The 26,131-nt window shown below is 69.3% G+C and carries 24 protein-coding genes; 7 read left to right on the top strand and 17 right to left on the bottom strand.

Translation table 11 applies throughout. From position 1 onward, the window contains the following. Window positions 1-4: 4 nt before the first annotated feature. The 5 genes from NL114_RS02145 to NL114_RS02165 all read right to left on the bottom strand — a co-directional run bounded on the left by NL114_RS02145 (window position 5) and on the right by NL114_RS02165 (window position 4,496). Window positions 5-325: a DUF5811 family protein gene (locus NL114_RS02145; protein ID WP_254823160.1), complete on the bottom strand. Its 321-nt coding sequence runs from the start codon at window positions 323-325 to the stop codon at window positions 5-7. A 90-nt stretch (window positions 326-415) separates the two neighbouring features. Beyond that, the gene (locus NL114_RS02150) at window positions 416-925 is read right to left on the bottom strand and encodes a pyruvoyl-dependent arginine decarboxylase (protein ID WP_254823161.1); all 510 of its coding nucleotides are present in this window, start codon (window positions 923-925) and stop codon (window positions 416-418) included. Window positions 926-996: 71 nt separating this feature from the next. Then, window positions 997-2,847 (bottom strand): PAS domain S-box protein, encoded by a 1,851-nt coding sequence (locus NL114_RS02155; RefSeq protein WP_350355441.1) that lies wholly within the window; start codon window positions 2,845-2,847, stop codon window positions 997-999. Window positions 2,848-3,100: 253 nt separating this feature from the next. Beyond that, window positions 3,101-3,499: a TRAM domain-containing protein gene (locus NL114_RS02160; protein WP_254823163.1), complete on the bottom strand. Its 399-nt coding sequence runs from the start codon at window positions 3,497-3,499 to the stop codon at window positions 3,101-3,103. A 226-nt stretch (window positions 3,500-3,725) separates the two neighbouring features. Next, entirely contained in the window at window positions 3,726-4,496 is a 771-nt protein-coding gene (locus tag NL114_RS02165) for a YkgJ family cysteine cluster protein (protein WP_254823164.1), read from the bottom strand. A 119-nt stretch (window positions 4,497-4,615) separates the two neighbouring features. Here NL114_RS02165 and NL114_RS02170 point away from each other — a divergent pair, with 119 nt between their 5' ends. Beyond that, complete coding sequence (locus tag NL114_RS02170) at window positions 4,616-5,077, top strand: NOB1 family endonuclease (RefSeq protein WP_254823165.1); 462 nt, start codon at window positions 4,616-4,618, stop codon at window positions 5,075-5,077. Window positions 5,078-5,152: 75 nt separating this feature from the next. Here NL114_RS02170 and NL114_RS02175 read toward each other — a convergent pair whose 3' ends face one another. The 4 genes from NL114_RS02175 to NL114_RS02190 all read right to left on the bottom strand — a co-directional run bounded on the left by NL114_RS02175 (window position 5,153) and on the right by NL114_RS02190 (window position 11,025). After that, window positions 5,153-7,387 (bottom strand): HU family DNA-binding protein, encoded by a 2,235-nt coding sequence (locus NL114_RS02175; RefSeq protein ID WP_254823166.1) that lies wholly within the window; start codon window positions 7,385-7,387, stop codon window positions 5,153-5,155. 104 nt (window positions 7,388-7,491) lie between these two features. After that, window positions 7,492-8,610, bottom strand: coding sequence for a sensor histidine kinase (locus NL114_RS02180; RefSeq protein ID WP_254823167.1), 1,119 nt, complete (start codon window positions 8,608-8,610; stop codon window positions 7,492-7,494). Window positions 8,611-8,872: 262 nt separating this feature from the next. Then, the gene (locus tag NL114_RS02185) at window positions 8,873-9,625 is read right to left on the bottom strand and encodes a CPBP family intramembrane glutamic endopeptidase (RefSeq protein ID WP_254823168.1); all 753 of its coding nucleotides are present in this window, start codon (window positions 9,623-9,625) and stop codon (window positions 8,873-8,875) included. Between the two features lie 89 nt (window positions 9,626-9,714). Further along, window positions 9,715-11,025: a phosphoglucose isomerase-related protein gene (locus tag NL114_RS02190; protein ID WP_254823169.1), complete on the bottom strand. Its 1,311-nt coding sequence runs from the start codon at window positions 11,023-11,025 to the stop codon at window positions 9,715-9,717. A gap of 103 nt (window positions 11,026-11,128) precedes the next feature. Between NL114_RS02190 and NL114_RS02195 the strand changes: the two genes are divergently transcribed. Beyond that, window positions 11,129-12,271, top strand: coding sequence for a mechanosensitive ion channel family protein (locus NL114_RS02195; RefSeq protein WP_254823170.1), 1,143 nt, complete (start codon window positions 11,129-11,131; stop codon window positions 12,269-12,271). Between the two features lie 64 nt (window positions 12,272-12,335). Here NL114_RS02195 and NL114_RS02200 read toward each other — a convergent pair whose 3' ends face one another. Together NL114_RS02200 and NL114_RS02205 are read right to left on the bottom strand one after the other, a co-directional pair. Continuing rightward, window positions 12,336-12,797: a 30S ribosomal protein S19e gene (locus tag NL114_RS02200; RefSeq protein ID WP_254823171.1), complete on the bottom strand. Its 462-nt coding sequence runs from the start codon at window positions 12,795-12,797 to the stop codon at window positions 12,336-12,338. Between the two features lie 77 nt (window positions 12,798-12,874). After that, entirely contained in the window at window positions 12,875-13,960 is a 1,086-nt protein-coding gene (locus NL114_RS02205; RefSeq protein WP_254823172.1) for a lysylphosphatidylglycerol synthase transmembrane domain-containing protein, read from the bottom strand. Between the two features lie 138 nt (window positions 13,961-14,098). Between NL114_RS02205 and NL114_RS02210 the strand changes: the two genes are divergently transcribed. Then, window positions 14,099-14,926: an SDR family oxidoreductase gene (locus tag NL114_RS02210; RefSeq protein WP_254823173.1), complete on the top strand. Its 828-nt coding sequence runs from the start codon at window positions 14,099-14,101 to the stop codon at window positions 14,924-14,926. A 33-nt stretch (window positions 14,927-14,959) separates the two neighbouring features. Here the strand turns inward: NL114_RS02210 and NL114_RS02215 are convergent, their stop codons facing one another. The 4 genes from NL114_RS02215 to NL114_RS02230 form a co-directional block, all read right to left on the bottom strand. Further along, window positions 14,960-15,568, bottom strand: coding sequence for a class I SAM-dependent methyltransferase (locus tag NL114_RS02215; RefSeq protein ID WP_434084119.1), 609 nt, complete (start codon window positions 15,566-15,568; stop codon window positions 14,960-14,962). Window positions 15,569-15,881: 313 nt separating this feature from the next. After that, entirely contained in the window at window positions 15,882-16,805 is a 924-nt protein-coding gene (locus NL114_RS02220) for a helix-turn-helix domain-containing protein (RefSeq protein WP_254823175.1), read from the bottom strand. 64 nt (window positions 16,806-16,869) lie between these two features. Further along, entirely contained in the window at window positions 16,870-17,952 is a 1,083-nt protein-coding gene (locus NL114_RS02225) for an archaeosine biosynthesis radical SAM protein RaSEA (RefSeq protein ID WP_254823176.1), read from the bottom strand. Between the two features lie 63 nt (window positions 17,953-18,015). Further along, entirely contained in the window at window positions 18,016-18,480 is a 465-nt protein-coding gene (locus tag NL114_RS02230; RefSeq protein ID WP_254823177.1) for a VanZ family protein, read from the bottom strand. Window positions 18,481-18,778: 298 nt separating this feature from the next. Between NL114_RS02230 and NL114_RS02235 the strand changes: the two genes are divergently transcribed. Then, window positions 18,779-20,722 (top strand): aldehyde ferredoxin oxidoreductase family protein, encoded by a 1,944-nt coding sequence (locus tag NL114_RS02235; protein WP_254823178.1) that lies wholly within the window; start codon window positions 18,779-18,781, stop codon window positions 20,720-20,722. Window positions 20,723-20,905: 183 nt separating this feature from the next. Here NL114_RS02235 and gpmI read toward each other — a convergent pair whose 3' ends face one another. Next, the gene (gpmI, locus tag NL114_RS02240; protein WP_254823179.1) at window positions 20,906-22,426 is read right to left on the bottom strand and encodes a 2,3-bisphosphoglycerate-independent phosphoglycerate mutase; all 1,521 of its coding nucleotides are present in this window, start codon (window positions 22,424-22,426) and stop codon (window positions 20,906-20,908) included. Window positions 22,427-22,840: 414 nt separating this feature from the next. On the opposite strand from gpmI, the gene NL114_RS02245 reads away from it, so the two are divergent. Both NL114_RS02245 and NL114_RS02250 read left to right on the top strand, forming a co-directional pair. Next, a complete protein-coding gene (locus NL114_RS02245; RefSeq protein ID WP_254823180.1) occupies window positions 22,841-23,224 on the top strand; it encodes an SHOCT domain-containing protein in 384 nt (127 codons plus the stop codon). Between the two features lie 6 nt (window positions 23,225-23,230). After that, the gene (locus tag NL114_RS02250) at window positions 23,231-23,893 is read left to right on the top strand and encodes a hypothetical protein (RefSeq protein WP_254823181.1); all 663 of its coding nucleotides are present in this window, start codon (window positions 23,231-23,233) and stop codon (window positions 23,891-23,893) included. Window position 23,894: 1 nt separating this feature from the next. Here NL114_RS02250 and NL114_RS02255 read toward each other — a convergent pair whose 3' ends face one another. After that, entirely contained in the window at window positions 23,895-24,527 is a 633-nt protein-coding gene (locus NL114_RS02255; RefSeq protein ID WP_254823182.1) for an NUDIX hydrolase, read from the bottom strand. A gap of 153 nt (window positions 24,528-24,680) precedes the next feature. Here NL114_RS02255 and NL114_RS02260 point away from each other — a divergent pair, with 153 nt between their 5' ends. Further along, window positions 24,681-26,120 (top strand): aryl-sulfate sulfotransferase, encoded by a 1,440-nt coding sequence (locus NL114_RS02260; protein ID WP_254823183.1) that lies wholly within the window; start codon window positions 24,681-24,683, stop codon window positions 26,118-26,120. The last annotated feature ends 11 nt before the right edge of the window (window positions 26,121-26,131 follow it).

Consider the following 26,131-nt stretch of genomic DNA (forward strand, 5'->3'; position numbering starts at 1 on the left):
TTCGTTACGACGCGTGGTCCGGGACACCCTCGGGCGAGCGGAGCATCTGGAGCGCGGCGCCGGCGGCGAGTTCCGAGGCGAGTTCCCCGGTCAGTTCGTCCGGGTCGAGCTGGACAGTCACCACCTGACCAACGGGCGGACGGACCGCGACGGTGGCGCTGAGGCCGTCCGCGCCGTCGGTCACCTCGCCGCCGACGACGAAGTCGTCCGTGAGCAGCGACCGCGTCGAGGCTGTCACCGACGCGAGGTCACGCCGGATGGAGTGACGCTGCGCGCTCGTCGTCTCCTCCTCCTCGGGCCCCGCGTACGGCGTGTTTCCGTGCATTGATTGAACGGCCCGGAGGTTGGGTTGCACCCGGGATAAACCCGTCGGCGGCGCCCGGGGAATGGGCATCCGTCCACGGTCCACGTCCCGCTACACGATGGGCGTCGAATCGCCGTACACCGCCAGTGCGAGCGCCACGGTGTACCGCTCGTCGGGGGACGCCCCGCCCGCAACCACGTCCGGGTCGGTCGGGTCGGCCCTGACGGTCTCGATACCCCGGGTGACGGGCTCCCAGTCCCGCAGCGTGACACCGTCCTCGAGCCCGGTCGCGACGAGCTCGCGCGCGGTCTCGGCGTCGGGCCCCGATGCCTCGTAGAACAGCCCCCGCCCATCGGCCCCGCGAGTCCACCCCAGCGCCGCGCTGGCCGCGTCGCCGGTGTCGGGCCCGACGGTCGCGCGCGCCTCGACGACGGTCAGCCGGTTCCCGACGGCCCCGAGGTCCGGTGCGGTCCCCACGACCTCCACCGTCGCCTCCGCGGGCACCACCGACGAGACCGTCACGAGGTTGTAGTCGTGGACGTTGGCGGCGGCGAGCGCGGCGTCGTAGGCCGACAGCGCCGTGCGCCCGGCGCCGGTTCCCGTCACGATGCGGATCTGCATGTGTCGTACTCGGTGTGCGCGGAAAAGCGGCTTTCGATGGACCGTTTCCCGCAGGGGGACCGCTCGACCGGTCACGGTGCGCCATCGCTGGGTCCCTCGTGACGGACCAACGCCACGACGAACACGCTCCCTTCCGGCTCGTTATCCGTGACACGGACCGAACCCCCGTAGCGGTCCACGAGCGTCTGGACGAGGTACAGCCCCAGTCCAGTTCCCTCGCTGCCGAGGCCTTTCTCGCCCTTCTCGAAGATCAGGGACTTCTGGTCGTCGGGAATCCCCGGGCCGTTGTCCGCGACACGAACCAGAAGCCGCTCGTCGTCGGTAGTCACTGAGACGGTGACCTCGGGAACCTCCTTGTCGTTGTGGACGATGGCGTTGTTCAGCAGGTTCCGGAACACCGACTCCAGCATGTCATCGGCGAGCACCTCGTCGTTCGGAATCTGCCCGTCGACCGAGACGATGGCGCGCTCGTGGCTGGTTCGTACCTCCTCGACCTGGTTCTCGAGGACGGGACCGACGTGTAACGGCGCACGGTCGGCCTCCGAGCGGAGCAGGACCTTGGTGACCTCACCGGCGGTTCGGGTGATATCGACGGCTTCGCGACCCGCGTCCAGAATCTGCCGGAGGTATTCCTCGCCGTCCTCCTGAACGTGGTCTTCCAGTATCCCGGTGTACGCGAGCACGAGCTGGAGGGCGTTACGGACGTCGTGGCGGACGACCTGGTTGAGCACCTCCAGGTTGTCACGCTGGCGCTCGAGCGTTCGCTCGTACTGTTTCCGGTCGTCGATGTCGAGGTGGATTCCGACGGCCCGAACCGGCTCTCCGTCCGCATCGCGCTCGGCGACCTTCCCGACATCGCGAATCCAGTTCCAGGTGCCGTCGGCGGTTCGCATCCGGTGTTCCGCGTCGTAGAGTTCGGTTCTGCCCGCGAGATGGTTCTCCAGAGCGTCCTCGACCCGGTCCAGGTCGTCCGGATGGACGCGCCGTTCCCATTCCTCGAGATGGGAACCGATCTCCTCGGGTGCGTATCCGAGCATCCGGGCCCACTGGTCGTTGAATTCGACCTCGTCGGTGGTCAGGTCCCAGTCCCAGACGCCCAGTTTCGCGCCTTCGACGGCGAGCTCGAACCGTTCCGCGAGGTGCTGGAACTCCTGCTCTCGTCGCTTCTGGTCGGTGATGTCGGTCGAGACACCGCAGAGAGCCACGACCTCGTCGTCCCCGTCGTCGTAGACGGGGGATTTCCGCGTCAGCCGAACGGTGTTCCCCGCAGCTGTCGGTACCGTCTCCTCTATCTCGATGACCTCGCCGCCCTCGACGACTCGTCGGTCGTCCGCTCTGGCCTTTTCAGCCGTCTCCGGCGGGACGAGTTCCTCATCGGTCAACCCGACGACGTCCTGGTCGCCGACGTTGAACAGTTCACGGCACGCTCGGTTCATCATCAGATACTGGCCGTCGGTATCCTTCAGGAAGACAGCCGCGGACATGGTCTCCATGACCGCCTCGAACCGGCGGTGGATACGCTGCAGCTCCCGTTCCTGCTCCCGTTGCTCCGTGATGTCCCGTGCGACCCCGACGATCTGCGCTACCTGCCCGTCGTCGGTGATGGGGGTGAGTTTCGTCTGCCAGTGACTCGTTCCGCCCGGGAGGGCCAGCTCCTCCTCGTACTCGATGGTCTCTCCCTGTTCGATACAGCGACGGTAGTTCGCCGCGACGACCGCGCCCTGTTCGTCGCCGAGAAGGTCCCGAGGGGTCTGCCCCCGTAGCTCGTCCTCGGACAGGCCGGTCCGACTTCGGTGTGAGGCGTTGTTCCGACGGAACGTGAACGCGTAGTCGCCATCCCGCTGCTCGACGTCTATCAGGAAGACGGCATCCTCCATCTCGCGGAAGATTACCTCGTAGACACCCTCGGGCTCACCGTCCATCGCTCCAATCCACTCGGTACCGTTCTCCGGAGTTTCGCTCATCGAATCCTCGCTACAATCGTGTAGACGTGCCAGCGAGTAGAATCTGTGGGTTGAATCCAGGGCGAGACCCGCCAGTACTGCAGTTTCGTGGCGATTGTCGGTATCTCGGAACCGAGTCGACGTTCGACCGCCCACTCGTTCACGACCTCGGGTGAGCGGTTCGCCGACGGAGCCGGCGAACTCGAACCCGAAAGAAGCTCGAGTACGAGCGTTATTCGATGATCTCGCCGACCGCGAAGTTCGACTTGACCTCGGTGATCTCGATCTTGACGCGCTCGCCGACCTCGGCGTCGGGGACGATGATGACGTAGCCGCGTTCGACGCGGGCGATGCCGTCGCCTTGCTTGCCGAGGTCCTCGACCTCGACGTAGCGGATCTCGCCGCGCTCGACCGGCGGCTGGGGTTCGTCGGGCGCCGTCGCCGGCTCGGAAGCCTCCTCGACCTCGGCGGTTCCCTCCTGGTCGGTGCTGATGAGCGCAACCCGGTAGGTCTCGCCCGCCTCGACCGCACCCGTGTCGACCTCGCGGCGCGGCACCTCCACGACGAACCGGTCCTCCTCGGCCTCGACATCCGCGTTGAACAGACAGAGCAGCTTTTCGGAGATCTCCATGAGAGTTCTACATGCGCAGTCCGGCGGGCGCGTATTCAACCTACCGCCGGAGTGACGCTATCGAACCGATTGACCGGGGGCTCATCGGTTCGATGAGGGACGAGGAAGCACGGTACGGGACGATTACGAACTCTGACGTGTAATTTATTTATTGTTGTCGCTCATATACTATACCCGCTAATAACAATTTGTCGTAGCTATTGCCGAATAAACGCCCCGGACGGGCTCATTCACGTCCGTCGAGTGCCGTTCCATCCGGCCGTTTCGCGCCCTCGGAGTCGTGGACCACCACGCCGTCGACGTTCGCGGGCTCGTACTCGTCACGGACGGCGATGGCCTCCTCCAGTTCCCGGACGGCGCGCTCCTTCAGCGCGGCCGCGAGCTCCTCGGCGTCCGCCCGGGAGATGTCGCGGCCGAGGCCCTCGCACTCGTGGGCCCGGACCGTGCCCTCGCGGTCGACCGCCGCACCCATCGGCTGGGCGAGCTCGGCGCCGTCGTCCCCGTCACCGGCGAGGACGACGCTGAACGGGTAGGTCCGGCAGATGAGCGGCCGCGAGCCGTGGACGCTGCAGGCGCCGGTCCCGTCGTCGCTCTCGCGGTAGAAGGTACAGTCGCCACAGGCGTCGGTCTGGAGTGCCCACTCGAAGGTCTCGCCCTCGGGCCCGTCCTCGCCCTCGTGGAGGCCGTACGGCATGGGACGGGCCACGTCGCGCCAGTCGTACTCGCGGTCGAAGTCGTCGTTCGCGGCCGTGGCGGCCTGCAGCTCGCGAACCTCGTCGGGGAAGACGGTCGCCGTGTGTGGTTCGGGCTCGCCGTCGCCGTTGCCGCGGTCATCGCCGGCAGCGTCACTCTCGGGCTCCGCGCCGCTCGCACACGTCTCGGCCTTGCAGCAGGCGCCACAGCGGGTACACTCGAAGCCGATGGTCTCGATGGCGTCCGCGAGGTCGGCCGTGTCCAGGTCGCGCGCGGCGGCCAGGTCCGCCTCGAGTGATTGCACGGGCGTAGCTGGGGGCCCGAGCGGCAAAAGCGGCGCGTCCGGGCGACGCCTGCGCGGGGCCCACGGTCGCCGACCGGGACCCGACAGTATCAAAATGGACCGGTCCAAGCGGTAGGATAGTGCGAGTCCTCGACGCCTCCGCCTTCATGGGCGACTACCACACGGACGACGACACCGCGACCATCCCGCTGGTCCGCGAGGAACTCGAGGACGATGCCTCCGGCTATCGGTTCGATGCGCTGGAGGGCGGCGGGATGCGAATCCACGTGCCCGACGGCGAGACCGTCGAGCGCGTCGAGCGCGCGGCCGGGACCACCGGTGACGCGACGGAACTCTCCCGGACCGACATCCGCCTGCTCGCCGCCGCGCTCGAACTCGACGCTACGCTCGTCACGGACGACTACGCCATGCAGAACACCGCCGACCAGCTGGAGGTCCGCATCGAGTCCATCGCCCAGGAGGGCATCGACGAGCGCCGCGACTGGATATACCAGTGCCAGGGCTGCGGCCGCGAGTACGACGACCACCGCGAGCGCTGTGAGATCTGTGGCAGCGACCTCGCGCGCAAGAACCCGTCCTGACGGTCGCAGCGGGTCAGCCGACGGTCGCGACGCCCCGGGTGGGCCATCAGCCGGTCCACCGGAGGCGCCGGTCGGTCAGCCCCCGGCGTAGCTCCCGAAGCCGACGAGCGCGACCCGGTTGCCCTTCTTCAGTGACCGCGTCGATGCGGTCAGGTGGACCAGTGGCGCGTCCAGCGGGACGACCGTCGTCTTCAGGGGTGTCTCGTCGTCGCCGGCCGGCCCATCGACGAGCGGGACGACGGGGTCCACGGAACTGCCCGCACCGCCACTCGGTCCTGCCTTCCCGGTGACCATCCCGCGCTTGACCTGGTCCTTCTCGATGCCCGCGTGCAGTTTGGTGGTCGTGTCGATGAATGCGTCGAGCGACCGCCTGGCATCGGCCTTCGTGATGTCGGCCTCCGACGCGATGGCGTCGATCAGTTCGGCCTTGTTCATCGCCCGGCCCTCCGCGTCGGTGACGACCATCACGACGACCCGGAGGTCATCGCCCGATCCGAACACGCTCCAGTACCGGACCTGCGGCGGGTCGTTGGCGTCACCACCAGCGGTCCGCGTCCGCTGGACGTTGACGGCGTTCATCCCCTTGCGGCCCTCCTTCAGTTCGAACGTGTGAGCGGTCCCCACCACGCCGCCGGTAACCAGGAGCTTGTCGCTCGAGACCGCGCCCGCGACGGCGCTCCCGTCGATGGCGTCCCAGATGCCGTCGCCGTCGTCGTCACCGGCGATGCCACGCTCTATCTTCTCGACCGCCAGTTCGATCTCCTCGACATCGTTCCCCTCGCTGTCGCTCTCGTCGAACCCGTCGCCATCCACGTCCCGGTCGAGCGGGTCCAGCGCGAGGGCCGTCTCGCGCCTGACGGCCCGCTCCAGACCGAGCAGGTCGCCGACCGCCTCGCGGTCCTCGACGCCGGCCAGTAACTCGATGTCACCCGCCACGATCTCCCGGACCGCCAGCAGTTCCTCGCGGGCGGCCGCGTCGTCGCCGTCCTCGAGTGCCGACCGTGCGCGCTCGATGTGGCTCTTCCGGGCACCGGCGTGTTCGCCCACGGTCCCACACGACTCCAGTCCGCAGCGGTCGGCCCGTGTCTGGATGGTGGCCACGGTGGTTCCCATCGCCGCGACTCGCTTCGCCGGGATCTTGATCTCCTTGCCGGTCTGCGGGTTCCGACCCTTCCGGGCGCTCCGTTTCGAGGCGGTACCGAACCGCTCCAGCCCGTCACCCTCGCGGAGGGCTGGGGGAAGAAACGGGAGGAGGTCGTCGGTCGCAGGGCCATCGTAGACGAGACCACCGAGACGGCTCCGCTCGCGAGTGAGCCGTCCAGTGAGCAGCGCGTCATCGGCGCTGCCGATCTCGTCGTCACCGAGCCCAACCACCTCGTTCGGACCCGCCTCGACCAGGAGGGTGGCGGCGTCGCTGTAGATGCGCCCGGCGTCGAGCACCCAGCCGCCGACGAACAGGTAGTCCTCGCCGTGCCGGATGCGCTTCATATGCAGGAGGGCGGGCAGGTCGACCGCCGCGCCGCCAACGCCATCGACCGAGACGACCGCGGCACCGAGGATGGTCTGGGAGATGGTGCCGCCCTTGAACGTCCGCGCCTGCTGCCACTGGCCAGGCAGCCCGTCGCCCCCGCCCCCAGTGGTCAGGCCATCGTAGATCTTCGGTGACGCCTTGTCGATCTCCTTGTGGACCGTGACGTTCCGGACCGGTGTGCCGACCGCGGTCAGCTTGACCCTGTCCGAGAGTTCCGCTCCAGGCTTGAACTTGACCGCTGTCGCCGATGTCGAGCCACCGCCGTCCCGGCTGTCGTCGCCGGCGGTGACCGCATCCAGCAACTGGTCGGGCGCGAACTCGGCCATCGGCTCCCCCCCACCGGGCGGCTTCGCGTTCGGGAGCGAGAGCAGGAACCCCTCGCCGATGACGGCCTCGCCGTCGAGGTACGCGGCCACGGCGCAGTCGTCCCACATGCAGTCCCCATCCCCCGACGCACTCTCGCTGTCCCGGTCGTTGCTCCGCGTCGAGTCGTCGTTCTTCGACCGGAGCTGACTCGTGGTGAACCAGCCGTCGATGTCGACCGAGCCCGAGAGCCCCGCGACACTCCCCGAGACCGTGAGTGCCGCCTTCGTGATGCTCGTCGTCTCGACCGAGGGCAGACCGAAGTCGAACGTCGTCGGGACCTGCCCACCCGACAGGTACGTGGCTGCGGGTCCCGATCCCGTCCGCGTCGTCGCGTTCGCGACGGTCGCGACACAGCCACTCAACCCGACGAGCGCCGCCCCAGTTCCGGCCCCGAGTAACTCACGTCGCTTCATGAGTGACTACTCGGCACGAACGTAATGAGCGTTGTGGCTGTAATTAACTACCACACCCCGACAGAGTCCACGGAGCGGGCGGTCTCCGGCCGGAGGCGGTCGACTCAGTCGGCGGTTTCGAGCGTGATGTCGAACTGTGCGCCACCGCTCGGCGAGTCGTCTACCGTGACCGACCCGCCGTAGACATCCGCCAGCCGCGAGACGAGGTAGAGGCCGAGGCCGTCACCCTGGCTCCCCGGTCCCTTCTCGCCGAGCTCGAAGCAGGTCTCGCGGATCGCCTCGGGAATGCCCGTCCCGTTGTCGCTCACCGTGATGTCGACGAGGTCCTGCCGTCGCTTCGCCCCGACGTGGATCCGCAGGTCCTCGGTGTCGTTGTGTGCCACCGCGTTCGAGAGGAGGTTCAGGAACAGCTGGTGGAGCAGGCCGTCGGCCACGACCTGCAGGTCCTCGGGCACGTCGGTCTCGACGGTGACCTCGGGATGCTCGTCGCGGATGCTGACCGCCTCCTGCTCGACGGTAGTCGAGAGCGAGATGGGGCGAAGCTCCCGGTCGGAGCCGAGCGTCTCGATGAGCGTCGAGGTGTCCTCCAGCAGTCGGAGGATGGCGTCGCTCCGCTGCTTGATGACCCCCAGCGACGACTCCCCGTCCTCGCTGAGGTCCTCCTCGGCGAGGAAGCCGGCGTGGGCGTTGACCGCCTGCATGTCGTTGCGGATGTCGTGGCGGAGCAGTCGCGTCAGCAGTTCCAGGGTCTCGCGCTGGTCCTCGGTCCGCTCGGCCAGTATCTCGTTCCGGGTGGCGCGGCCGCGGTTCACGCCGATGATGGCGCCGAACGCGCCGCCGATGCTGCCGAAGACGACGATGTTGCTGACCAGGTCCCGGGTCATCGTCGCCGCGAGGACGGCGTCGAGCTCCGACCAGACCGCGAGCCAGAAGAAGAACAGGAACGCCGAGAAACACCAGAGGATGACCTCGCGGCGCTCCTCCGGGACGAGTTCGCTCCGCTCGATGTGGATGCCGAGCAGGAGGATGACCGTCCCGAACAGCACGTGCATCACGAGCTCGTAGAGGGCGGTCGCCACGGTGTCGGTCGTCGGGAGGATGGACTGTGACCAGAAGGCGACGCCGCTCAGCACGAAGACCAGCCCCAGGGCCGCGACCAGCTCCGATCCGTCCAGTGGGAGCCGGTCGAACGACTCGGTACTCGGCTTCGACAGCGTACTCATCTCGTCGTCCCGTCGTGACGAGCGCCGCGGCCGTCGCGTCGGCTCGTCGTCCGGTCGCCGTCCCTGTCGTCCGCCGGGCCGCTGGTCCCCCGTCCGTCCCGCTTCACCTGCCCGTGGCGAGGCCCCCGTACGAACGCCCATCCCGAAGTCATGCTGCACAGCAGAGAGTGCGGCAGGATAAAGCCTGTTAATTGGTAACAGTGTTAGAATTGATTTAACTCCAGTCCGAGGAATCGAGCTTCCAGTCCCCACCTTCCACGAGTCAGACCCCGCCGCTGACCTGCACGTACAGGAGCGAGAACAGGATGGCGTTGTAGACGCCGTGGATGAGGGCGGGGACGACGAGGTTGTCCGTCCGTTCGTAGACGAACCCGAGGATGCAGCCCAGCACGAAGGTCACCGCGATGTAGACCAGCACGCCGGTGCCCGAGCCCGAGAGCGCGAAGACGTGGGCGACGCCGAACAGTGCCGACGCGATGATGATGGCCGGAATCGGGGCGTACGCCCGCCGGAGGACGCCCTGGATGGCACCACGGAACAGCAGCTCCTCGCTCGGCCCGACCACGAGGATGGCCAGCGGGATGAGGTAGAGCACGAGCTGAGGGTTCTTGCGCCCCTCCTCGACGATAGCGTTCTGCGCGGTGTCGACGCCGAGCTGGGAGACGATGAGCGCGATGGCCATGTAGCCGGCGAACAGCGCGACCAGGCCGCCGGCCGCCCAGCCGAGGTCCCGCAGCGTCGGCAGTCGGTACTTCAGGAGGTCGAACCGCTTCGTGAGCGCCATGTAGACCGCGACCGCGATGCCGAAGCCGAGCCCCTGGAGGACGATGCTCAGGCCGATGACGAGGACGGGCTGTTCCTGTACGGGGATACCGGCGGCAGAGAGTGCCTGCACCCCGGCGAACAGCACCACCAGGGCCGTGACGAAGCCGGCCACGGTGAGGCCGATACCGGTGCCGACGCTCCGGAGGCGCTCCTCCGGGCTGGCACCGCTCAGTCCGCTCAGTTCGTCCATGGGGTCGGTTCGGGCCGCCCTCGAATACCTCTTTCTCACTTGGAATCGGAGGACGAACGCCCGGCCGACCGCACACCGGCCCGGAACGGTTACTTCCCGCCGACGACCCGCGTGGTCTTCTCGGCCACCGCGTCGGCCTCCGCGAACTCGCCGCCACCGAGCAGCCCCCGGGCCGCACGCTTGCCCCACTCGACGGCGGGCTGGGTGAACGTCTCGACGCCCATGAGCTCGCCCGCGAGGACGCACGCGGCCTCCACGTCGAACAGGAGTCGCCCGATGCCGGGACCGTCGACCCGCGGGAACTCCACCCGGACGTTGGGCTGGTCGGCCGCGGCCAGCGACGCCTCCGTCGCCTCGAACTCCGCGTCCAGCAGCTCCCCCAGCGTCGCGTCGCCCAGATAGCGCATCCCCTCGACCGCCGTCGCCGGTATCTCCACGTCGGCCCGCTCGCGCGGCCGGACCAGCGTGACGAGCTTGTCGTGGCGGCCACCCCGGTAGAGCTGGAGCTGGGAGTGCTGGTCGGTCGCGCCGAGCGCACGGGCAGGCGTCTGCCCGAGGCCGTCCTTCCCGAGCGACTCGGCCCAGAGCTGGGCGAACCACTCCGCGAACGGCTCCAGCGACTCGGCGTACGGCAGCATCGCGTTCACGGTCGCGCCGCGCTGCTCCAGCGCGTACGCCACCGCGCCGTAAGCGTAGCCCGGATAGTCGAACAGCGACCCGCCGTCGAGCAACGCCTCGCGGCCGGCGACACCGCCCGCGACGACCCCCTCCACGTCACCACCCAGGATGGCAGCCGGAACCAGCCCGACCGCCGAGAGCGCGGAGAACCGGCCGGGAACGCCCTCGGGCACGTCCAGCGCCGGGAGGCCATGCTCCTCGGCGGCCGCCCGGAGCGGTCCCCCCTCGCCCGTCGTGACGACCGTCCGCTCGGTCCAGTCGACGCCGGCCTCGTCCAGTGCCTCGCGGACGACGAGGAAGTTCGCCAGCGTCTCGGCGGTCGTGCCCGAGCGCGAGACGACGTTGACCGCCGTACGGTCCAGCGGGAGCGAGTCCAGCAGGCGGCGTGTCGCCTCGGGGTCGACGTTGTCGAGCGTGTGGTGGCGGTCGGCGAGGCCGAGCGCGGCCGAGACGGTGACCGCGCCCAGCGCCGATCCGCCGATACCGACGGTGAGGACGTGGTCGGCGTCGATATCCGCGACGGCGTCCTCGATGGCGGCCGGGTCGGTTCGCTCGGGCAGGTTCAGGCTGGCGTAGCCGAACTCGCCCTCGGCCATCCCGGTCGAGATGGTGTCGTGTACGTCGGCGACGCGCTCGTCCAGCCGTTCGAGGATCCCCTCGCTCACGCCCGGCGTCGCCTCGACATCGAGCGCGTTCCCGAAGTCCACCGTGAGATCGGTCATACGCGGGGGGTCGGGCCGGGCATCAAAACGGGTTCGGGTTGCGGAGCGACTACACGACCGGCTGCTGAGAAGAGTTATCTCACGGTATCGCGAGTGGAACGTAATGACCCCCATCGCCGACTTCATGGCGTGGCTGGCGACGCTGCCCCGGTGGCAGACGCTCGCCGTCATCATCCTCGCCTCCGTCCTGGTCGCGCGTGCCGTCCAGGTGGGCGGCGACGCGTTCATCCGCGCGCTCACGACCCGTATCGAGGGCGAGGTGGACGACGTGGCGCTCCAGACGGTCCACCCGGCCCTCTACCTGAGCGCGCTACTGGCCGGTGCGTACTTCGCCCGGGCGCCGCTCGCACTCGACGCGGCGCTGGACGCCGACGTTGCAGCCGTCGTCCTCTCGGCGCTCATCCTCGTCTGGATGGCCACGCTCGTCCGACTCGGCCGCCGCGTCTCGAAGACCATCACCGCCGCCGAGTCGACCACCGCGGAGCGATCGGTCGTCCCCGTCTTCCAGAACGTCTGGTCGGCCGGCATCATCGCGCTGTCGTCGTTCGCGCTGCTCCGCGTCTGGAACTACGACGTGACGCCGCTGCTGGCCTCGGCGGGTATCCTCGGCATCATCCTCGGGTTCGCCGCCCGTGACACCATCGCGAACTTCTTCGGGAGCATCGCGCTCTACTTCGATGGGACGTACAAGGTCGGCGACTACATCGTCACCGAGGACGGCGACCGCGGCCGCGTCGAGGACGTCTCCATCCGCTCGACGACCATCCGGACCCGCGACGACGTGCTCGTCACCCTCCCGAACAGCGTCCTCAACTCGGCGCGGGTCATCAACGAGTCCGGGCCGAAGCGCGAGCGGCGCATCCGCATCCCCGTCGGCGTCGCCTACGACTCGGACCTCGACCACGTCGAGGCGACGCTACTGGCGGTGGCTGCCGGGGAATCGCTGGTGCAGGAGCGCCCCTCGCCGCGGGTCCGGTTCCGCGAGTTCGGCGACAGCGCCATCGACACGGAGCTGCTCATCTGGGTAGCCGACCCGGTCCTGCGCGGGCGGGCGACGCACCTGCTGCTGAAGGCGGTCCACGCCGGCCTCCGGGACGCCGACATCGCTATCCCGTTCCCGCAGCGCGAGGTGCACATCGTGGGCGACCACCCCTTCGGTCCGGCTGCCGACGAGGGGGTGACGGCGACCGTCGATGCTGACGGGGGGACCGATATCACCGGCCACGACGTGCCCGGTGCGGACTGACTGCTGGACCGGGACCAGTGAGCGCGGCCGCTATCGAATCGGGAGAACGGAAGAGAAACCCGGTCTACGCGTAGCGCTCCAGCTCCGGCCGGTCGAGCTCCTCGAGGAGGTCCGTCGCGACCTCGCTGAGGAAGGCGCGCCCGTCACCGGTGACGGCGCGGCCCGCGCTGCCCTCCTGCTGGACGTAGTCGGCGTCCTCGAGCTGCTGGAGGATGGTGCGGACGATCTTGCCCGAGGACTCGGTCTTCTGGTCCGGGCGGACGCGGTAGCGCGTCGAGCCCTGCTTCGAGTCGCCGTAGCTGGTGCGGAGGCGCTGGACGCCGACGGGACCGTCGACGGCGACCTTCCGGAAGACGGAGGCGGCACGGCGCTGCCAGAAGTCCTCCTGCTCGGGGGGCAGTTCGCGGCCGACGCCGGTCTTCGCGACCGTCGCCCAGTCGGGCTCGTCGAACGTGTCGTCCTCGGCCAGTCGCTCCGCGAGGGCCTCGATGAACTCCTCGGTGGGTACGTCGTAGAGTGTCGCCATTACCGCCCTCTTCCCGACGCCCGGGTTTAATCCTGACGTTATCCGGGTCGCACGGGTGCCCCGCCCCCGCTGTGGCCTCAGGGCCCGCGGTCGTCGTCGTCCAGCCGCGTCCCCCCCGCCCCGGAGGCGCCGTCGGTGGCCCGCCGGGTGAGGAAGCCGTCGGCACCGAGCGCGGTCGCGGTCCCGCCGCCCAGCAGGAGCGGGAGGAAGTAGGTCCCCATCCGGTGGATGAGGACGCCGGCGGCGGCCGCGCCCGCGGGGACGCCCAGTGCCACCAGCAGGGCGATGAGGACCGCCTCGACCCCGCCCAGCCCGCCGGGGAGCGGCGTGATGCCCGCGATGGCGCCGACCGGGATGACCACGAACACCACCTCCGGTTCGACGGGCGCGCCGATGGCCAGCATCGCGAGGTAGAGCGACGCGCCCTGGCAGAGCCAGCCCAGCGTCGAGAGGCCGAGCGCGAGCGCGAGTCGCTCGCGGTCGCTCGCGACGCGCTCGATGGCGTGGAAGAACCCCTCGATGCGCTCCTCGATGACCTCGGGGTCGAGCGGCTGCTTCCCCGGGACGAGTCGGCCCACGCCCCGGATGAACGGCGTGAGCGCCCCGATGACCCGCCGCTCGACGGCATAGCGGTTCTGCCAGCCGTAGTAGCCCGCGACCGGGATGGCGAGTGCGAGCGCGACCACCGCGGCCGTGGCGAACTGGAGCCGCCGACCGAACGCGATCTTCGTCGAGAAGTACGCCAGCCCCAGCGTCGCAAGCGTGATCGAGGGGACGAAGTTGAGCGAGTCGACGCTGGCGATGGCCGCGAGGCCGGTCTCGTACTCCGTCTCCGAGACCCGCGAGATGAACAGCGCGGCGATCGGCTCGCCGCCAGCCTGCCCGAACGGCGTGACGTTGTTGGCGAACGTCGCCGCCGTGAACACCAGCACCGCGACCGGGGCGCGGAGCGACGCACCCAGGACGCGCAGGACGGTTCGGAGCGCCAGCCCCCACGCCGTGAGCCACGCCAGCGCCGCCACCAGCACGCCCACGAGCAGCGTGGGCTCGGCCCGCACCAGTGCGTCGACGACCCGCCCGACCCCGACGAACGCGAGCAGTGCCCCGAGGACGAGGAGTGCGCCCACGAAGCCGACCGCGGTCGCGCGGAGGTCGATATCCATCACCGAGGCGTCCGCTCGCGCGGCACGTCAATTCACCGAACCGCGTTCCTCACTTCACCGAACCGTGTTCCCGTCCCGGCGCGGCGGCCGCCCTGCCAAACGACCACCGCTAAGTGGGCCCCCGACGACGCGCGGACCATGGTCGACACGAAGACGGTCCTCATCACGGGCTGCTCCTCGGGCATCGGGCGGGCAACCGCCTACGCGTTCCTCGACGACGACTGGCAGGTGTACGCGACCGCCCGCAACACCGCGGATATCGAGAAACTCGGCGAGGAGGGCTGTGACATCAACACCCTCGACGTGACCGACCCCGAGGACGTCGAGCGCGTGGTCGACCGTATCATCGAGCGCGACGGTCGTATCGACTGCCTCGTCAACAACGCGGGCTACGGCCAGCACGGGCCGCTCGAGGACGTGAGCGACGAGTTGCTCCACCGGCAGTTCGACGTGAACGTCTACGGTCCCCACCGCCTCATCCGCGCGGTGCTGCCGCACATGCGCGAGCGAGAGGACGGCACCATCGTCAACGTCTCCTCGGTCGCGGGCCGACTCGCCTCGCCCGGGATGGGCGCCTACTCCGCCTCGAAGTTCGCGCTGGAGGGGTACAGTGATGCGCTCCGCAACGAGGTCGCCCCGCACGGAATCGACGTGAGCGTCGTCCAGCCCGGCCCGGTCAAGACGAAGTTCCGCGAGCGCGTCGACGAGGAACTCGACCGCTACGACCGCACCGACGCCTACGCCGACATCTACGAGTTCCAGGAGGATGCCTCCCTGTTCGGCGCGGACTCGCCCGTCGCCGTCCATCCGAAGGACGTGGCCCGGGTCATCCTCGAGGCCGGCGTCTCCCCGGACCCCGAGCCGCGCTACGTCGTCGGTGGCCTCGCCGACCTGATGGTGAAACTGCGCTTCCTGCCCGACCGGATTCGGGACCGTCTCTTCGGACTCGTTCGGAAGTTCGCCTGACCGGCCTGACCGTCCGGCCCGGGAGTCCGATTCTCAGCGCGGCTCGATCTCGAACGTCGTGACGATGCCCAGCAGTCCGGTCCGTGTGTCCGTCACCGACAGGCCGGCCTCCGCGACGACCTCCCGGGGCTCCTGGGTCCAGCGACAGCCCGCCTGTTCGTAGTGAGCGTCGCTCCGCCACTCCTGATACCGGGCGATGGGCCCGACATCGCTCCGCCCGTGTTCGACGAGTCGGATGGTCCCGTCCGGCTTGCAGACCCGCTCCATCTCCCGGAGCGCGGCGACCGGGTCTGGGAACGTGCAGGTCGAGAGCGCCGAGACGACCGCGTCGAACCTGTCGTCCTCGAACGCCAGGTCCTGTGCGTCCATCCGTTCGAGCCTCCCGTCGCGGCCGAGGTCGTCGAGCTGGCGCTCGGCCTTCGCCAGCATCTCCGGGCTGATGTCGATACCGACGATGTCGGCGGTCGTCGGGAGATACCGGAAGTTCGTCCCGGTCCCGCAGGCGACATCGAGGACACGGCCCGTCACGTCGCCGAACCGGCGGCGGCGGTACCGCCCCGTCAGCAGCCGGTCGACCCACTCGAACCGGTGCATCAGGTCGGCGTACTCGGCGTACGACGCCTGGATCTCCTCGACCGACATCGGGCGGTTCGATGCCGGGTCGCGGCCGGTCGCGGTCTCGTGTGAGCTGTGCTCCGTCAGGTCCGAGCTGGGTGTCGAGGTCATCGGTGTATCACGTCCGGTGCTTCCACGGTGCGGTCTCCACCCGGATAAATCTTCTCGGAAAATTGATAATTTGTCGCGTGCGTTTCAAAATCCGTGTTGAGCGATTCGGGGCGGAGAGCGAGCTCTTTGTGACGATGGTCCGACAGGGGCCGAAACCACGCCCGGATAACTCAACGACGTTTTTGATAGGTTCCTGCCATGATTGTCGGCACCCGTCCGGCCGCGCGGGTCAGCCGTCGCCCCCGCCGTGGTCCCGCCGCTGGATCCGCTCGGTCCGGGTGACCGCGGCGGACCCGTCGAGGAAGAGCCGCAGGGAGGCGTCGTCGCGCCGCAGGTCGACCCGGTACGTCTCCGGGTCGTCGTCGACCCGTTCGTCCGTCCACCGTCCCTCCCGGAGATACCGGTGGAACTCCCAGACCCCCGTCCCGAGGATGTCCACGCCGTGCTCCCAGTGGAACGCGACCGACTCCGGGTGGTAGACCGCCGCGTGGGTCAGGGGAACGCCGAGACATCGGAGACACTCCTGACACTCGCTGAACGTCCCGAACGACGCCGGCAGTCCCTCGTACTCGGGGGCCTCGTCGATGGCTCGCACCTCCGTCTCCAGTCGTCCAGCGCAGTCCGGGCAGACCCCCTGGCGCATCTTCAGGAAGTCGCCCGCCTGCTCGCCCCTGACGGCCTCGACGAGGTCGCCCTCTTCGTGTGCCCGGACCTGTGCCGGCGTGACCCGGTAGGAGAACGCCGGGCGGTCACACGCCCCACATCGGATCATGAAGAACTGCCCTTCGAGCGTCGCCTGCAGACGCGCCGCACCACAGAACAGGCAGTTCCCGGCCGCGTCTATCCGCCCGAACTCCGCGGGGCGGCGGTGGTTCTCGGCGAGGACGAACCGGACGACGCGCTCGCCGGCGTGGGTGAACGCGTATCCCCCGTCGTGCTTCCTGAGGAACGTCCCGGTGAGTTCCCCGAGGTGGTACGACAGTTTGGAGGTGTTGTCGACATCGACGCGCTCGTAGATGTCCGAGAACGATGGTGCGGCCACCGCTGCGCCGGAGACCTCGTGCTGTGCGAGCGCGACGGCCCGGAGGATGTCGAGCCGTATCTCGTCGGACAGGAGCCGGAAGGCCTCGTCCGCCGGTCGGTCGCTCCCCATACCCGCTGCAGCACGGCTCTGGTATTCAAACCACGGCGTCGGCCCACCCGAGGGCGCCGCTCACCTACCGCGCCAGCGGCTGGCCGAAGCTCTTCTCTCGCTCCATCACGGCCTCCCACGTCAGTTCGCACTCACACGAGACCTGCTCGAACACCGACGGGTCCTGCCGCAGATCGAAGTCCTTGATGGCGGTCTGGACGTTGTCGTCGCACTCGCCGCAGTTGTGCGGGCCGCGGTCGGAGCCGTGGCCGACGGGGTCCGAGACGACGATGGCGTCGGCGTCCGCGGTCGATTCGAGCACCTCGGCGACCGACCAGAGCCAGGGTGGTCGGTACCCCCCATCGTGGAAGACGTCCTCGACCATCGTGTACCGCTGGACGTTGCAGGGGTTCATCGAGACGGTGTGGCAGCCCTCGACCGACGCACAGCGCCGGACGCTCGATTCCATGTCCGCGACGGCCTCGGGTTCGGAGAGGAAGAGCGGCTTCATCAGGAGGTACGCCTTCACGCCGGCGTCGGCCTCGCGGGCCTCGGCGCAGGCGGCCTCGAAGTCGGTGAAGTCGAAGTACTTGTTGACGCAGTCGTGGCGGACGCGGTCGGTCGCGGTCTCCAGCCCGATGGCCACGTCGGTCTCCAGCCCCTGCTCGGTGAAGTCCGCGAGCCGCTCGGTCGCGACGAAGTCGGGAAGCGACTCCACGACCATGCGCTCGCGATCGGCGAACGTCTCGCCGATGGCGGCGCGGGTCTCGGCCGGCACCTCGCGCTCGTCGAGGAACGACCCCGAGGTGTAGATCTTGATGAGCGGCGCCGGTTCGTCAGCGTTCTCCTGCTCGTGCTCCAGGCAGACATCGACCTGTGCCATCAGGTCCTCGTGGCTGACGCTGCCGCCCTCGACGGACTCGGCGACGTAGCCACACATCGTGCAGCCGCCGGCGCGGGCCCAGCGACAGCCGCCCGTGTTCAGGATGATGGTCAGTGACCGCCGGGTCCCGTCCGGCGTGTTGTCCTCGTCGAGCCAGACCCGGGTGGGCTCGCGGGGGTCGTAGGTCTCGTCGCGGCGGGCGCGGATCTCGCGCATCGCCTCGTTGTGCGCGTCCATCCCGCGGCCCGACTCGTAGACCTCCGGGCTCGGCTCGTCCGTACTCATACGTCCGGGTTGCCGAGCGGCGGGTAAAGCGGCTTCGGCTCGGGGGACGCTCCGGTCGGGGGCTCACCCCGGGGGCCACGCTCCGCAGCGGCCGAGCTGCCGCCGAACGAGAGCGCCACTCACCCAGCCCGCCGCACCGACGGCCGCGCCGACGGCGTTCGCGGCGGCGTCGAGCAGGTCGAACGTCCGGTACGGGATGGGGAACTGGACGCCCTCTATCGCGAGGCCGTAGGCCGTGGCCACGACGACGGCGAGCAGGGCCACCCGGACGAGGGGACGCTCCCGGAGCTCGTTCCCGGGCAACCGCTCCGGCTCGACCGTCGCGAACCCGACGGCGAGGGCCGCCGCGAGCGTCGCGTACGTGAGCCCGTGGAGCACCTTGTCGGCCGGGAAGCCGAGAACCGGCGGGGAGGGGGCCCCACCGCCGGGCTCGATGACGCTCGCGACGAGGACGAAGCCCGCCCACGCGACCGGAACGAGGCGTCGCACCCAGCGTGTGGGACACGCGAGTGGGGCGGAATCCGACACGGCCGGGCGCACGACCACGCGGCTCATGATCGTGACGGTCCCGGTCAGCCACCCCAGTCACCGGCCAGTCAGACCGTCCGGTCACCGGCCCAACCGGGCACACGACCCACGCTCGGGCAGTGACGGGTTCCGGTTTCGCCGACGCCGGGTGGGCGGTCGTGTCGGTCGGCCACCCAAGCCCGATAAATAGAGGCCGGCTATCAACGGGCACAGTTCGCGAGATGTAACCGTTCGGAGTTACGCGTACGTGGCAATTTCTAACATGCCAGCGCCCCAATCATATCGATACTGGTTCACCATGACAGATCTCGGCGGATTCCAGGACCACGTCGCCCGCGTCGACCTCTCGGAGGGGTCGGTGGGCTACGAAAGTGTAGACGACGAGGACGCGCGCAAGTACATCGGCGCGCGCGGCCTCGGTGTGAAGTACGTCTTCGACCAGGGGCCCGACGTGGACCCGCTGGGCGAGGACAACCTGCTGGCGTTCATGAACGGCCCGCTCACGGGGACGCAGGTGACGATGTCCGGGCGCATCGCCATCTGTACGAAGTCACCGTTGACGGGCACCGTGACCGACAGCCATCACGGCGGCTGGTCGGGCGCGCGGCTCAAGTGGGCCGGCTTCGACGGCCTCCTCTTCGAGGGGCGCGCCGACGAGCCGGTGTACGCCTTCGTCGAGGACGGCGAGGTCACCCTCCACGACGCCTCCGACCTCTGGGGCAAGGGCGTCCACGACACGATGGACGCGCTGGAGGAGCGCCACGAGGGCGCGTACGGCAAGAACCTCTCCACGATGGCCATCGGCCAGGGTGGGGAGAACGAGGTGAAGTTCGCCTGCATCATGAACGAGGACGACCGCGCCTCGGGCCGGGGCGGCACCGGCTGCGTGATGGGCAACAAGAACCTGAAAGCGGTCGTCGTCAAGTCCACGACGAAGATGCAGAAGCCGGCCGACCCCGAGACGTTCAAGAAGGGCCACCAGCAGGCGATGCAGCTCATCCAGGAGTCCGAGGTCACCGGCCCGAACGAGGGCGGCCTCTCGCTGTACGGGACGAACGTCCTGATGAACGCGACCGAGGAGATGTCCGGCCTCCCGGCCCGCAACGCGAAGTACACGTCCACGAGCGACGCCCGTGACGACGGCTGGGGCGCCGACGACTTCGACTCCGAGCGCGTCTCCGGCGAGAACGTCCGCGAGAACATCCTCGTCGACGAGCCGACCTGTCACTCCTGTCCGGTCGCGTGCAAGAAGGAGGTCGAGGTCGACGTGATGCACAAGGGCGAGGAGCTGAACGTCCGCACCGAATCGTACGAGTACGAGTCGGCGTGGGCGCTCGGCCCCAACTCCGGGCACACCGAGCGCGACGACATCGCGCTCATGCTCCAGCGCTGCAACGACCACGGCATCGACACCATCGACGCCGGCAACACGATGGCGATGGCGATGGAGATGACCGAGGAGGGCAAGCTGGACGGCCTCGGCGACGGCATCGAGTGGGGCGACACCGAGGAGATGGTCGAGATGCTGACGAAGATCGCCACCCGCGAGACGGAGCTCGCGGACCACCTCGCCGAGGGACCGAGCCATCTCGCCGAGGAGTTCGACGCCCACGAGAACTCGCTGGCCGTCAAGGGCCAGTCGATGGCCGCCTACGACCCGCGCTGCATGAAGGGGATGGGCATCGGCTACGCCACCTCGAACCGCGGCGCCTGCCACCTGCGGGCCTACACCCCGGCGGCGGAGATTCTCGGTATCCCCGAGAAGGTCGACCCCTACGCCTGGGAGGGCAAGGGCGAGCTGGCGGCGACCTTCCAGGACATGCACGCCATCTCGGACTCCTTCGACATCTGCAAGTTCAACGCCTTCGCGGAGGGCGTCGAGGAGTACGTCCTCCAGTACAACGGCATGACCGGCCTCGATGTCGGTGAGGAGGAGCTGATGGCCGCCGGCGAGCGGGTCTACAACCTCGAGCGCTACTACAACAACCTGAACGGATTCGACGCCGAGGACGACTCGCTCCCGGACCGCTTCCTGCCCGACAACCCCGGCTCCATGCCGGGCCAGGGCGCCTCGGAGGGCGAAGTCTGCGAGCTCGAGCCGATGAAGGAGGAGTACTACGAGGTGCGTGGCTGGGTCGACGGCGTCGTCACCGACGAGAAGCTCGACGAGCTGGACATCGAGGTCGGGCCCGGTACCGGCGTCTCGGCCGGCAGCGGCGCGGCCGCCCCCAGCGACGACTAACTGGAGCTTTTTTCCCGCTCGGGTTGCCTCGGCGGCCTCCGGCCGCCGTCGGCAACCACTCGCGGCAAAAAACGTTCAGAAAAAAGGCCGACCTCCGCTCGCTTCGCTCGCTCCGGTCGGTGAAACCGCGCCTTCGGCGCGGTATGCAGGATGAACGTAACCCCCCCGAGCAGTACTCCGTGGTCACTCCAGCAGCGACGCGCCCGTCATCGCCTCGGGCTGGTCGAGACCCATCCGGTCGAGAAGCGTCGGCGCCAGGTCGGCCAGCACGCCCCCGTCTCGGACCTCCACGCCCCCCTCGCCGCCCTCGGCCGGGAGCGAGACGAACGGGACCGGGTTCGTCGTGTGGGCCGTGTGCGGGTCCGCTTCCGTCCCCATGTCGTCGGCGTTGCCGTGGTCCGCCGTGACGAGGACGTGCGCGCCGGCGTCGTGACAGGCCGCCACGAGCCGCCCGAGTTGCTCGTCGACCGCCTCGACGGCGGCGACGGCGGCGTCGAAGTCGCCCGTGTGCCCGACCATGTCCGGGTTGGCGTAGTTCAGGACGAGCGCGCCCGGGTCCTCGCGCTCGATGCGCCCGATGACCGCGTCCGTGAGTTCGTGGGCGTGCATCTCGGGTTGCTGGTCGTAGGTCGCCACGTCCGGGCTGTCGATGATCTCGCGCTCCTCGCCCTCGAACGCGACCTCGCGGCCCCCGTTGAGGAAGTAGGTGACGTGGGCGTACTTCTCGGACTCGGCGGCCCGGAGCTGGCTCAGCCCGGCGTCCGCGAGCACCTCACCCAGCACGTCCGCGGGCTGGTTCGGCGGGTACGCCACCGGCAGGTCGAAGGTGGCGTCGTACTCGGTCATCGTGACGACGCGGGTGTCGGGCGACGAGGTGTCGAGGTCCCACTCCGGGCGGATGTCCGCGAGCATCCGGACCAGTTGCCGGGCGCGGTCGGCCCGGAAGTTGAAGAAGACCACCGCGTCGCCGTCCGAGAGCGCCGCCTCCCCCTCGACCAGGGTGGGCTCGACGTACTCGTCGGTCGTGTCGCGCTCGTAGGACCGCTCGACCGCTTCGACCGCGGAAGAGACCTCGTGAGGCGCTTCGCGGTTGACGATGGCGTCGAAGGCCCGTTTCGTCCGCTCCCAGTTCTGGTCGCGGTCCATCGCGTAGTAGCGGCCGGTGACGGTCGCCACGTCGCCGGTGCCGTACTCATCGGTGACCGCCTGGAACTCCCGGAGGAAGCCCGCGCCCGATGTCGGTGCCGTGTCGCGGCCATCCGTGAAGGCGTGGGTGACCGCGGGGACACCCTGCCGGTCGGCCATCTCGACCAGCGCGTGGAGGTGCTCCTGCATCGAGTGGACGCCGCCGTCACTGAGCAGCCCCATGAGGTGGACGCGGCCCCCGTTCCGGTCGGCGTAGTCGAACGCCGACACCAGCTGGTCGTTCTCGAAGAACGACCCGTCGGCGATGTCGTCGGAGACGCGCGTCGAGTCCTGCTTGACGACGCGGCCCGCCCCGATGTTGAGGTGGCCGACCTCGCTGTTGCCCATCTGTCCCTCCGGGAGGCCCACCGCGCGGCCGTGGGTGGTGAGCGTCCCGGCCGCGCCGGTCTCGCGGTAGCGGTCGAAGTTGGGCGTCTCGGCCGCCGCCACGGCGTCCCGGCCCGTCTGGTCCTCGGGGGCGAGCCCCCAGCCGTCCAGCACGATGAGCGCGCCTCGCATTCGTTGTCGGTGGTGGGGTACGGGCGGGTTAGAACGTGTCGGAAGCCCTGCCGGGTGGCTCGGGCTTCCAGGCCGCCACGAGGAACCCCGTCTCGAACGGACCAGACCGGCCGCGACATCGGGTCGCTGACCGTGTAGAGGGCAACGCCGATGAGGACGAGCCCGACGACGACCGCGGGGCGCATCATGTCGTCGGACGGTCGTGTGTGGTCGAAGGAACGTCTTGTCCCGCCGTCGGGAGCGACTGGCTGTCGGTCGGGGCCATCATCTTTCCAGTGTCCCTTCTCGTGGTCCCCGAATCGACGATTTCGAAAGTATCTCGGCGGATGCGCTTCGGGTTCGAAGGGGAAACCACATTGAACGTGGGGCGTGTATCTACACCCAGAGCCCGGGGTACACCCGGGGTGACCCACGATGTCCACCAACACCTCCACCAATCAGCTCCTGACGTTCGCGCTGGTCTTGCTCGGTATCCTGGTCCTCCTCCCGCTCCTGTTCATGGGGCTCGGGATGGTCGGCTACGGCATGATGGCCGGCTGGGGCGGGACGATGGGGGGAGGGCATATGTGGGGCGGCGGGGGCGGGATGACGGGCGGGATGTTCCTGCTCGCGGTCCTGCTCCGGCTGGCGCTCCTCGCCGGCCTCGTCGGCGGCGGGTACCTGCTCTACCGGACGCTGACGGCCGACAGCGAGGGCGGTGACACGGCCCTCGAGGAGCTGCGGCTGGCGTACGCCCGCGGCGACCTGAGCGACGAGGAGTTCGAGCGGCGCAAGGAGACCCTCGAACGGGAGGACTGACCGCCGATGCCGGACGCTTCCCGCCACTCCAGCGCGGACGCGGCGCTACCGGCGTGGCTCGATTCCTACACCACCGTCGCCCTGTACGGGCTCGTGGCCGGGACCGTCCTCTCGCTCGCGGCACTGTTCACGAACCCCGTTCCGGACCCCTCCTTTCCGTGGGCGACGCTGCCCGCATCGCTCCGGCTGCCTGTCACCCAGCCTCGCATCGAGCACTGGCCGGTCACGTATACGGTCGGCATCTGGTTGTGGATCATCGGGTTCCCGGCGCTGTTCCTCGCCGGGTACCGGCGCTACGGCTCGCGAACCTGTCGCTCCGGAACGAGGTGGCTCGTCGGCCTCCCGACGGCCGCGATGCTCGCCTGGACGACCTACTGTCGGTTCTTCTGGCCGAAGCTCTCCCCACCGACCTGGAACGCTCCCTCCTACACGCTCGTCTGCTGGCTCTACTGCTCGTCGTACGACCCGCTCTGGAGCAACCTCGCGTACCTCGTCGCCGGCCTGGGCGTCGTTGCGACGGGGCTGGCGTGGCGCGACGACGACCCGGCCCGGTACGCGCTCGTCGCCTTCGGCGTGCTCGCGCTTCCGCTGGGACTGCCGGCGCTGTACGAGGGGTACCGACGGTTCCGGGGCGGCAGCGAGGGCCGACCGGTCACGGTGGGCGCCTGAATCAGACCGGGAACTCGGCGTCGGCCTCGACCTCGCGGTCCGGCTCGGGCGGCATCTCCCAGCCCGTCGCGAGTTCGAGGAACTGCACCAGCATCCGGCCGGTCGCGCCCCAGACGGTGTAGCCGTCGACGCGGAAGTAGTGGAGCCGGATGTCGCCGTAGTGGGGGTGGTCGCGGCGCTCGGAGTCGTAGTTCGCGCGGTCGGTGAGGTCGTCGACCGAGAGCGCGGCGACCTCGGCCACCTCGCGGGTGTCGCGGGGCCGGTAGTCGGCGTCCGGGACGCGGGCGACGTACGGCCGGACGGCGTAGCGGGTGACGGTGCGGATGTCGTCCAGCCGCCCGACCACGTCCGCGTTCGTCGGTTCGACGCCGACCTCCTCGCGGGCCTCGCGGAGCGCCGTCCCCTCGAGGTCGGGGTCCACGTCCTCGCGGCCACCCCCCGGGAAACTCATCTGTCCGGCGTGCTCGCCGAGGTCGTCCTGGCGCTTGATGAACAGCACGTGCGGGTCCTCGGGGACGCCGCCGTGTGGCCACTCGTCGTTGCCGGGGTCGACCACCGAGACCAGCACGCCGGCCTCGCGTTCCTCGTCCGTCACCGAGACGGGGTCGTGCCGGGTCACCCGGGACAGGTCCATACCTCCGGTAGCGGTCGGGGCATCTTAACGCCCTCGGCGACCGGGAGTGCGAACGAGCCATCCCAGGAGACGTGTCCGGTCAGCGGCACCGAGACGGCGGCTGTGCGGTGCGGGAACCACAAGAGACAGATAGGCGCCTTCCCCAGCGCGGGTATGGAATCGGTCTCCGAGCGTCTGCGTGCCCGCCTCGCGGGTACGCGACGGCGCCTCGCCGAATCGCGGGCCTGGCGTGCCCGCGCGGTCCTCCTCGTGGTGCTGCTCCTCCTGCTGAGCCCGACGGTCGTCTCCGCGGCCACCGACCGCGGCACCCGGCTCGGCCCGGGAACGGTCGAACAGCCCGCCGAGAACACGACCTACGTCTCCGTCCAGGGGTTCCACTTCAAGGGCGTCGGCAACGAGAAGAAGCCGGCCCGCGTGGTCGCCGCCGACGGCGACGCCACCGGCCGTGAACTCATCTCCGGGGTCGACAACGACCTCGCGTTCCCGGCGCGCTGGTTCTACGACGCTGACCCGCTGCCGAACGGGAACCTGCTCGTGACCAGCACGAACCCCGGCGGGACGGTCGTCTTCTCGTACGACCCCGCGGCCGACGAGGTGGCGTGGTCCGAGCAGTTCGACTTCCACGACACCCACGACGTGGACCTCATCAACGGCGACCAGCTGCTCATCGCGAACATGCGGGAGTACGAGGACGGCGTCTCGAACGACCGCATCCTCGTCTACGACCGCGGCAACGACTCGGTCGTCTGGGAGTGGACGTTCAACCAGCACTACCCCAACTCGACCGAGGGCGGCTTCAAGCCCGACTGGACGCACGTCAACGACGTCGACAAGGTCGGTGACGGTCGCTACCTCGCCTCCCCGCGCAACTTCGACCAGGTCATCCTCGTGAACCGCTCGACGAACGACATCGAGTACCGGCTCGGGAGCGACGGGAACCACTCCCGCCTGTTCGAGCAGCACAACCCCGACTTCTGGGTGGACGAGCAGGGGAACCCGACCATCCTCGTCGCGGACTCCGAGAACGACCGCGTCGTCGAGTTCACCCACGAGGACGGCCGCTGGCGGGAGGTCTGGAGCGTCGGCGGCTTCAACTGGCCCCGCGACGCCGACCGCCTGCCGAACGGCAACACGCTCGTGACGGACTCGCTCAACCACCGTGCCGTCGAGATAACGCCCGAGGGCGAGGTGGTCTGGGAGTTCTACGCGGCGTGGGCCCCGTACGATTCCGAGCGCGGGGCGCCCGGCTCGAACGGGCCCTCGATGGCCGCGATGGGCGAGGGTGGCAGCCACGAGGTGACCGGCGGCGCCGGCGAGGGCCCGGCCTCGCAGGAGACGTTCCCGGACTGGCTCCGCGGCTCGACGGCCGGCACCCCGGTCGAGTCGCTCGGGGAGGAGGTCGCCGACAGCTACCAGCATATCACGCCGTTCCTCCGCCCGGTCTGGATGTCCTCGTGGGCGCTGCTGGGCGTCTTCCTCGCCATCCCGCTGTTGCTGGGCTGGGGCGTCGGGGAGCTGGTGTACGCCCGCCGCCGCATCGCCGCAGCGCTCCGCGAGCTGGCGGGACGTGGTAGCTCGGGCGAGCGGGTGTAGCCGACGGCGAC

The sequence above is a fragment of the Haloglomus halophilum genome, assembly GCF_024298885.1.
Classification (GTDB): Archaea; Halobacteriota; Halobacteria; order Halobacteriales; family Haloarculaceae; genus Haloglomus; species Haloglomus halophilum.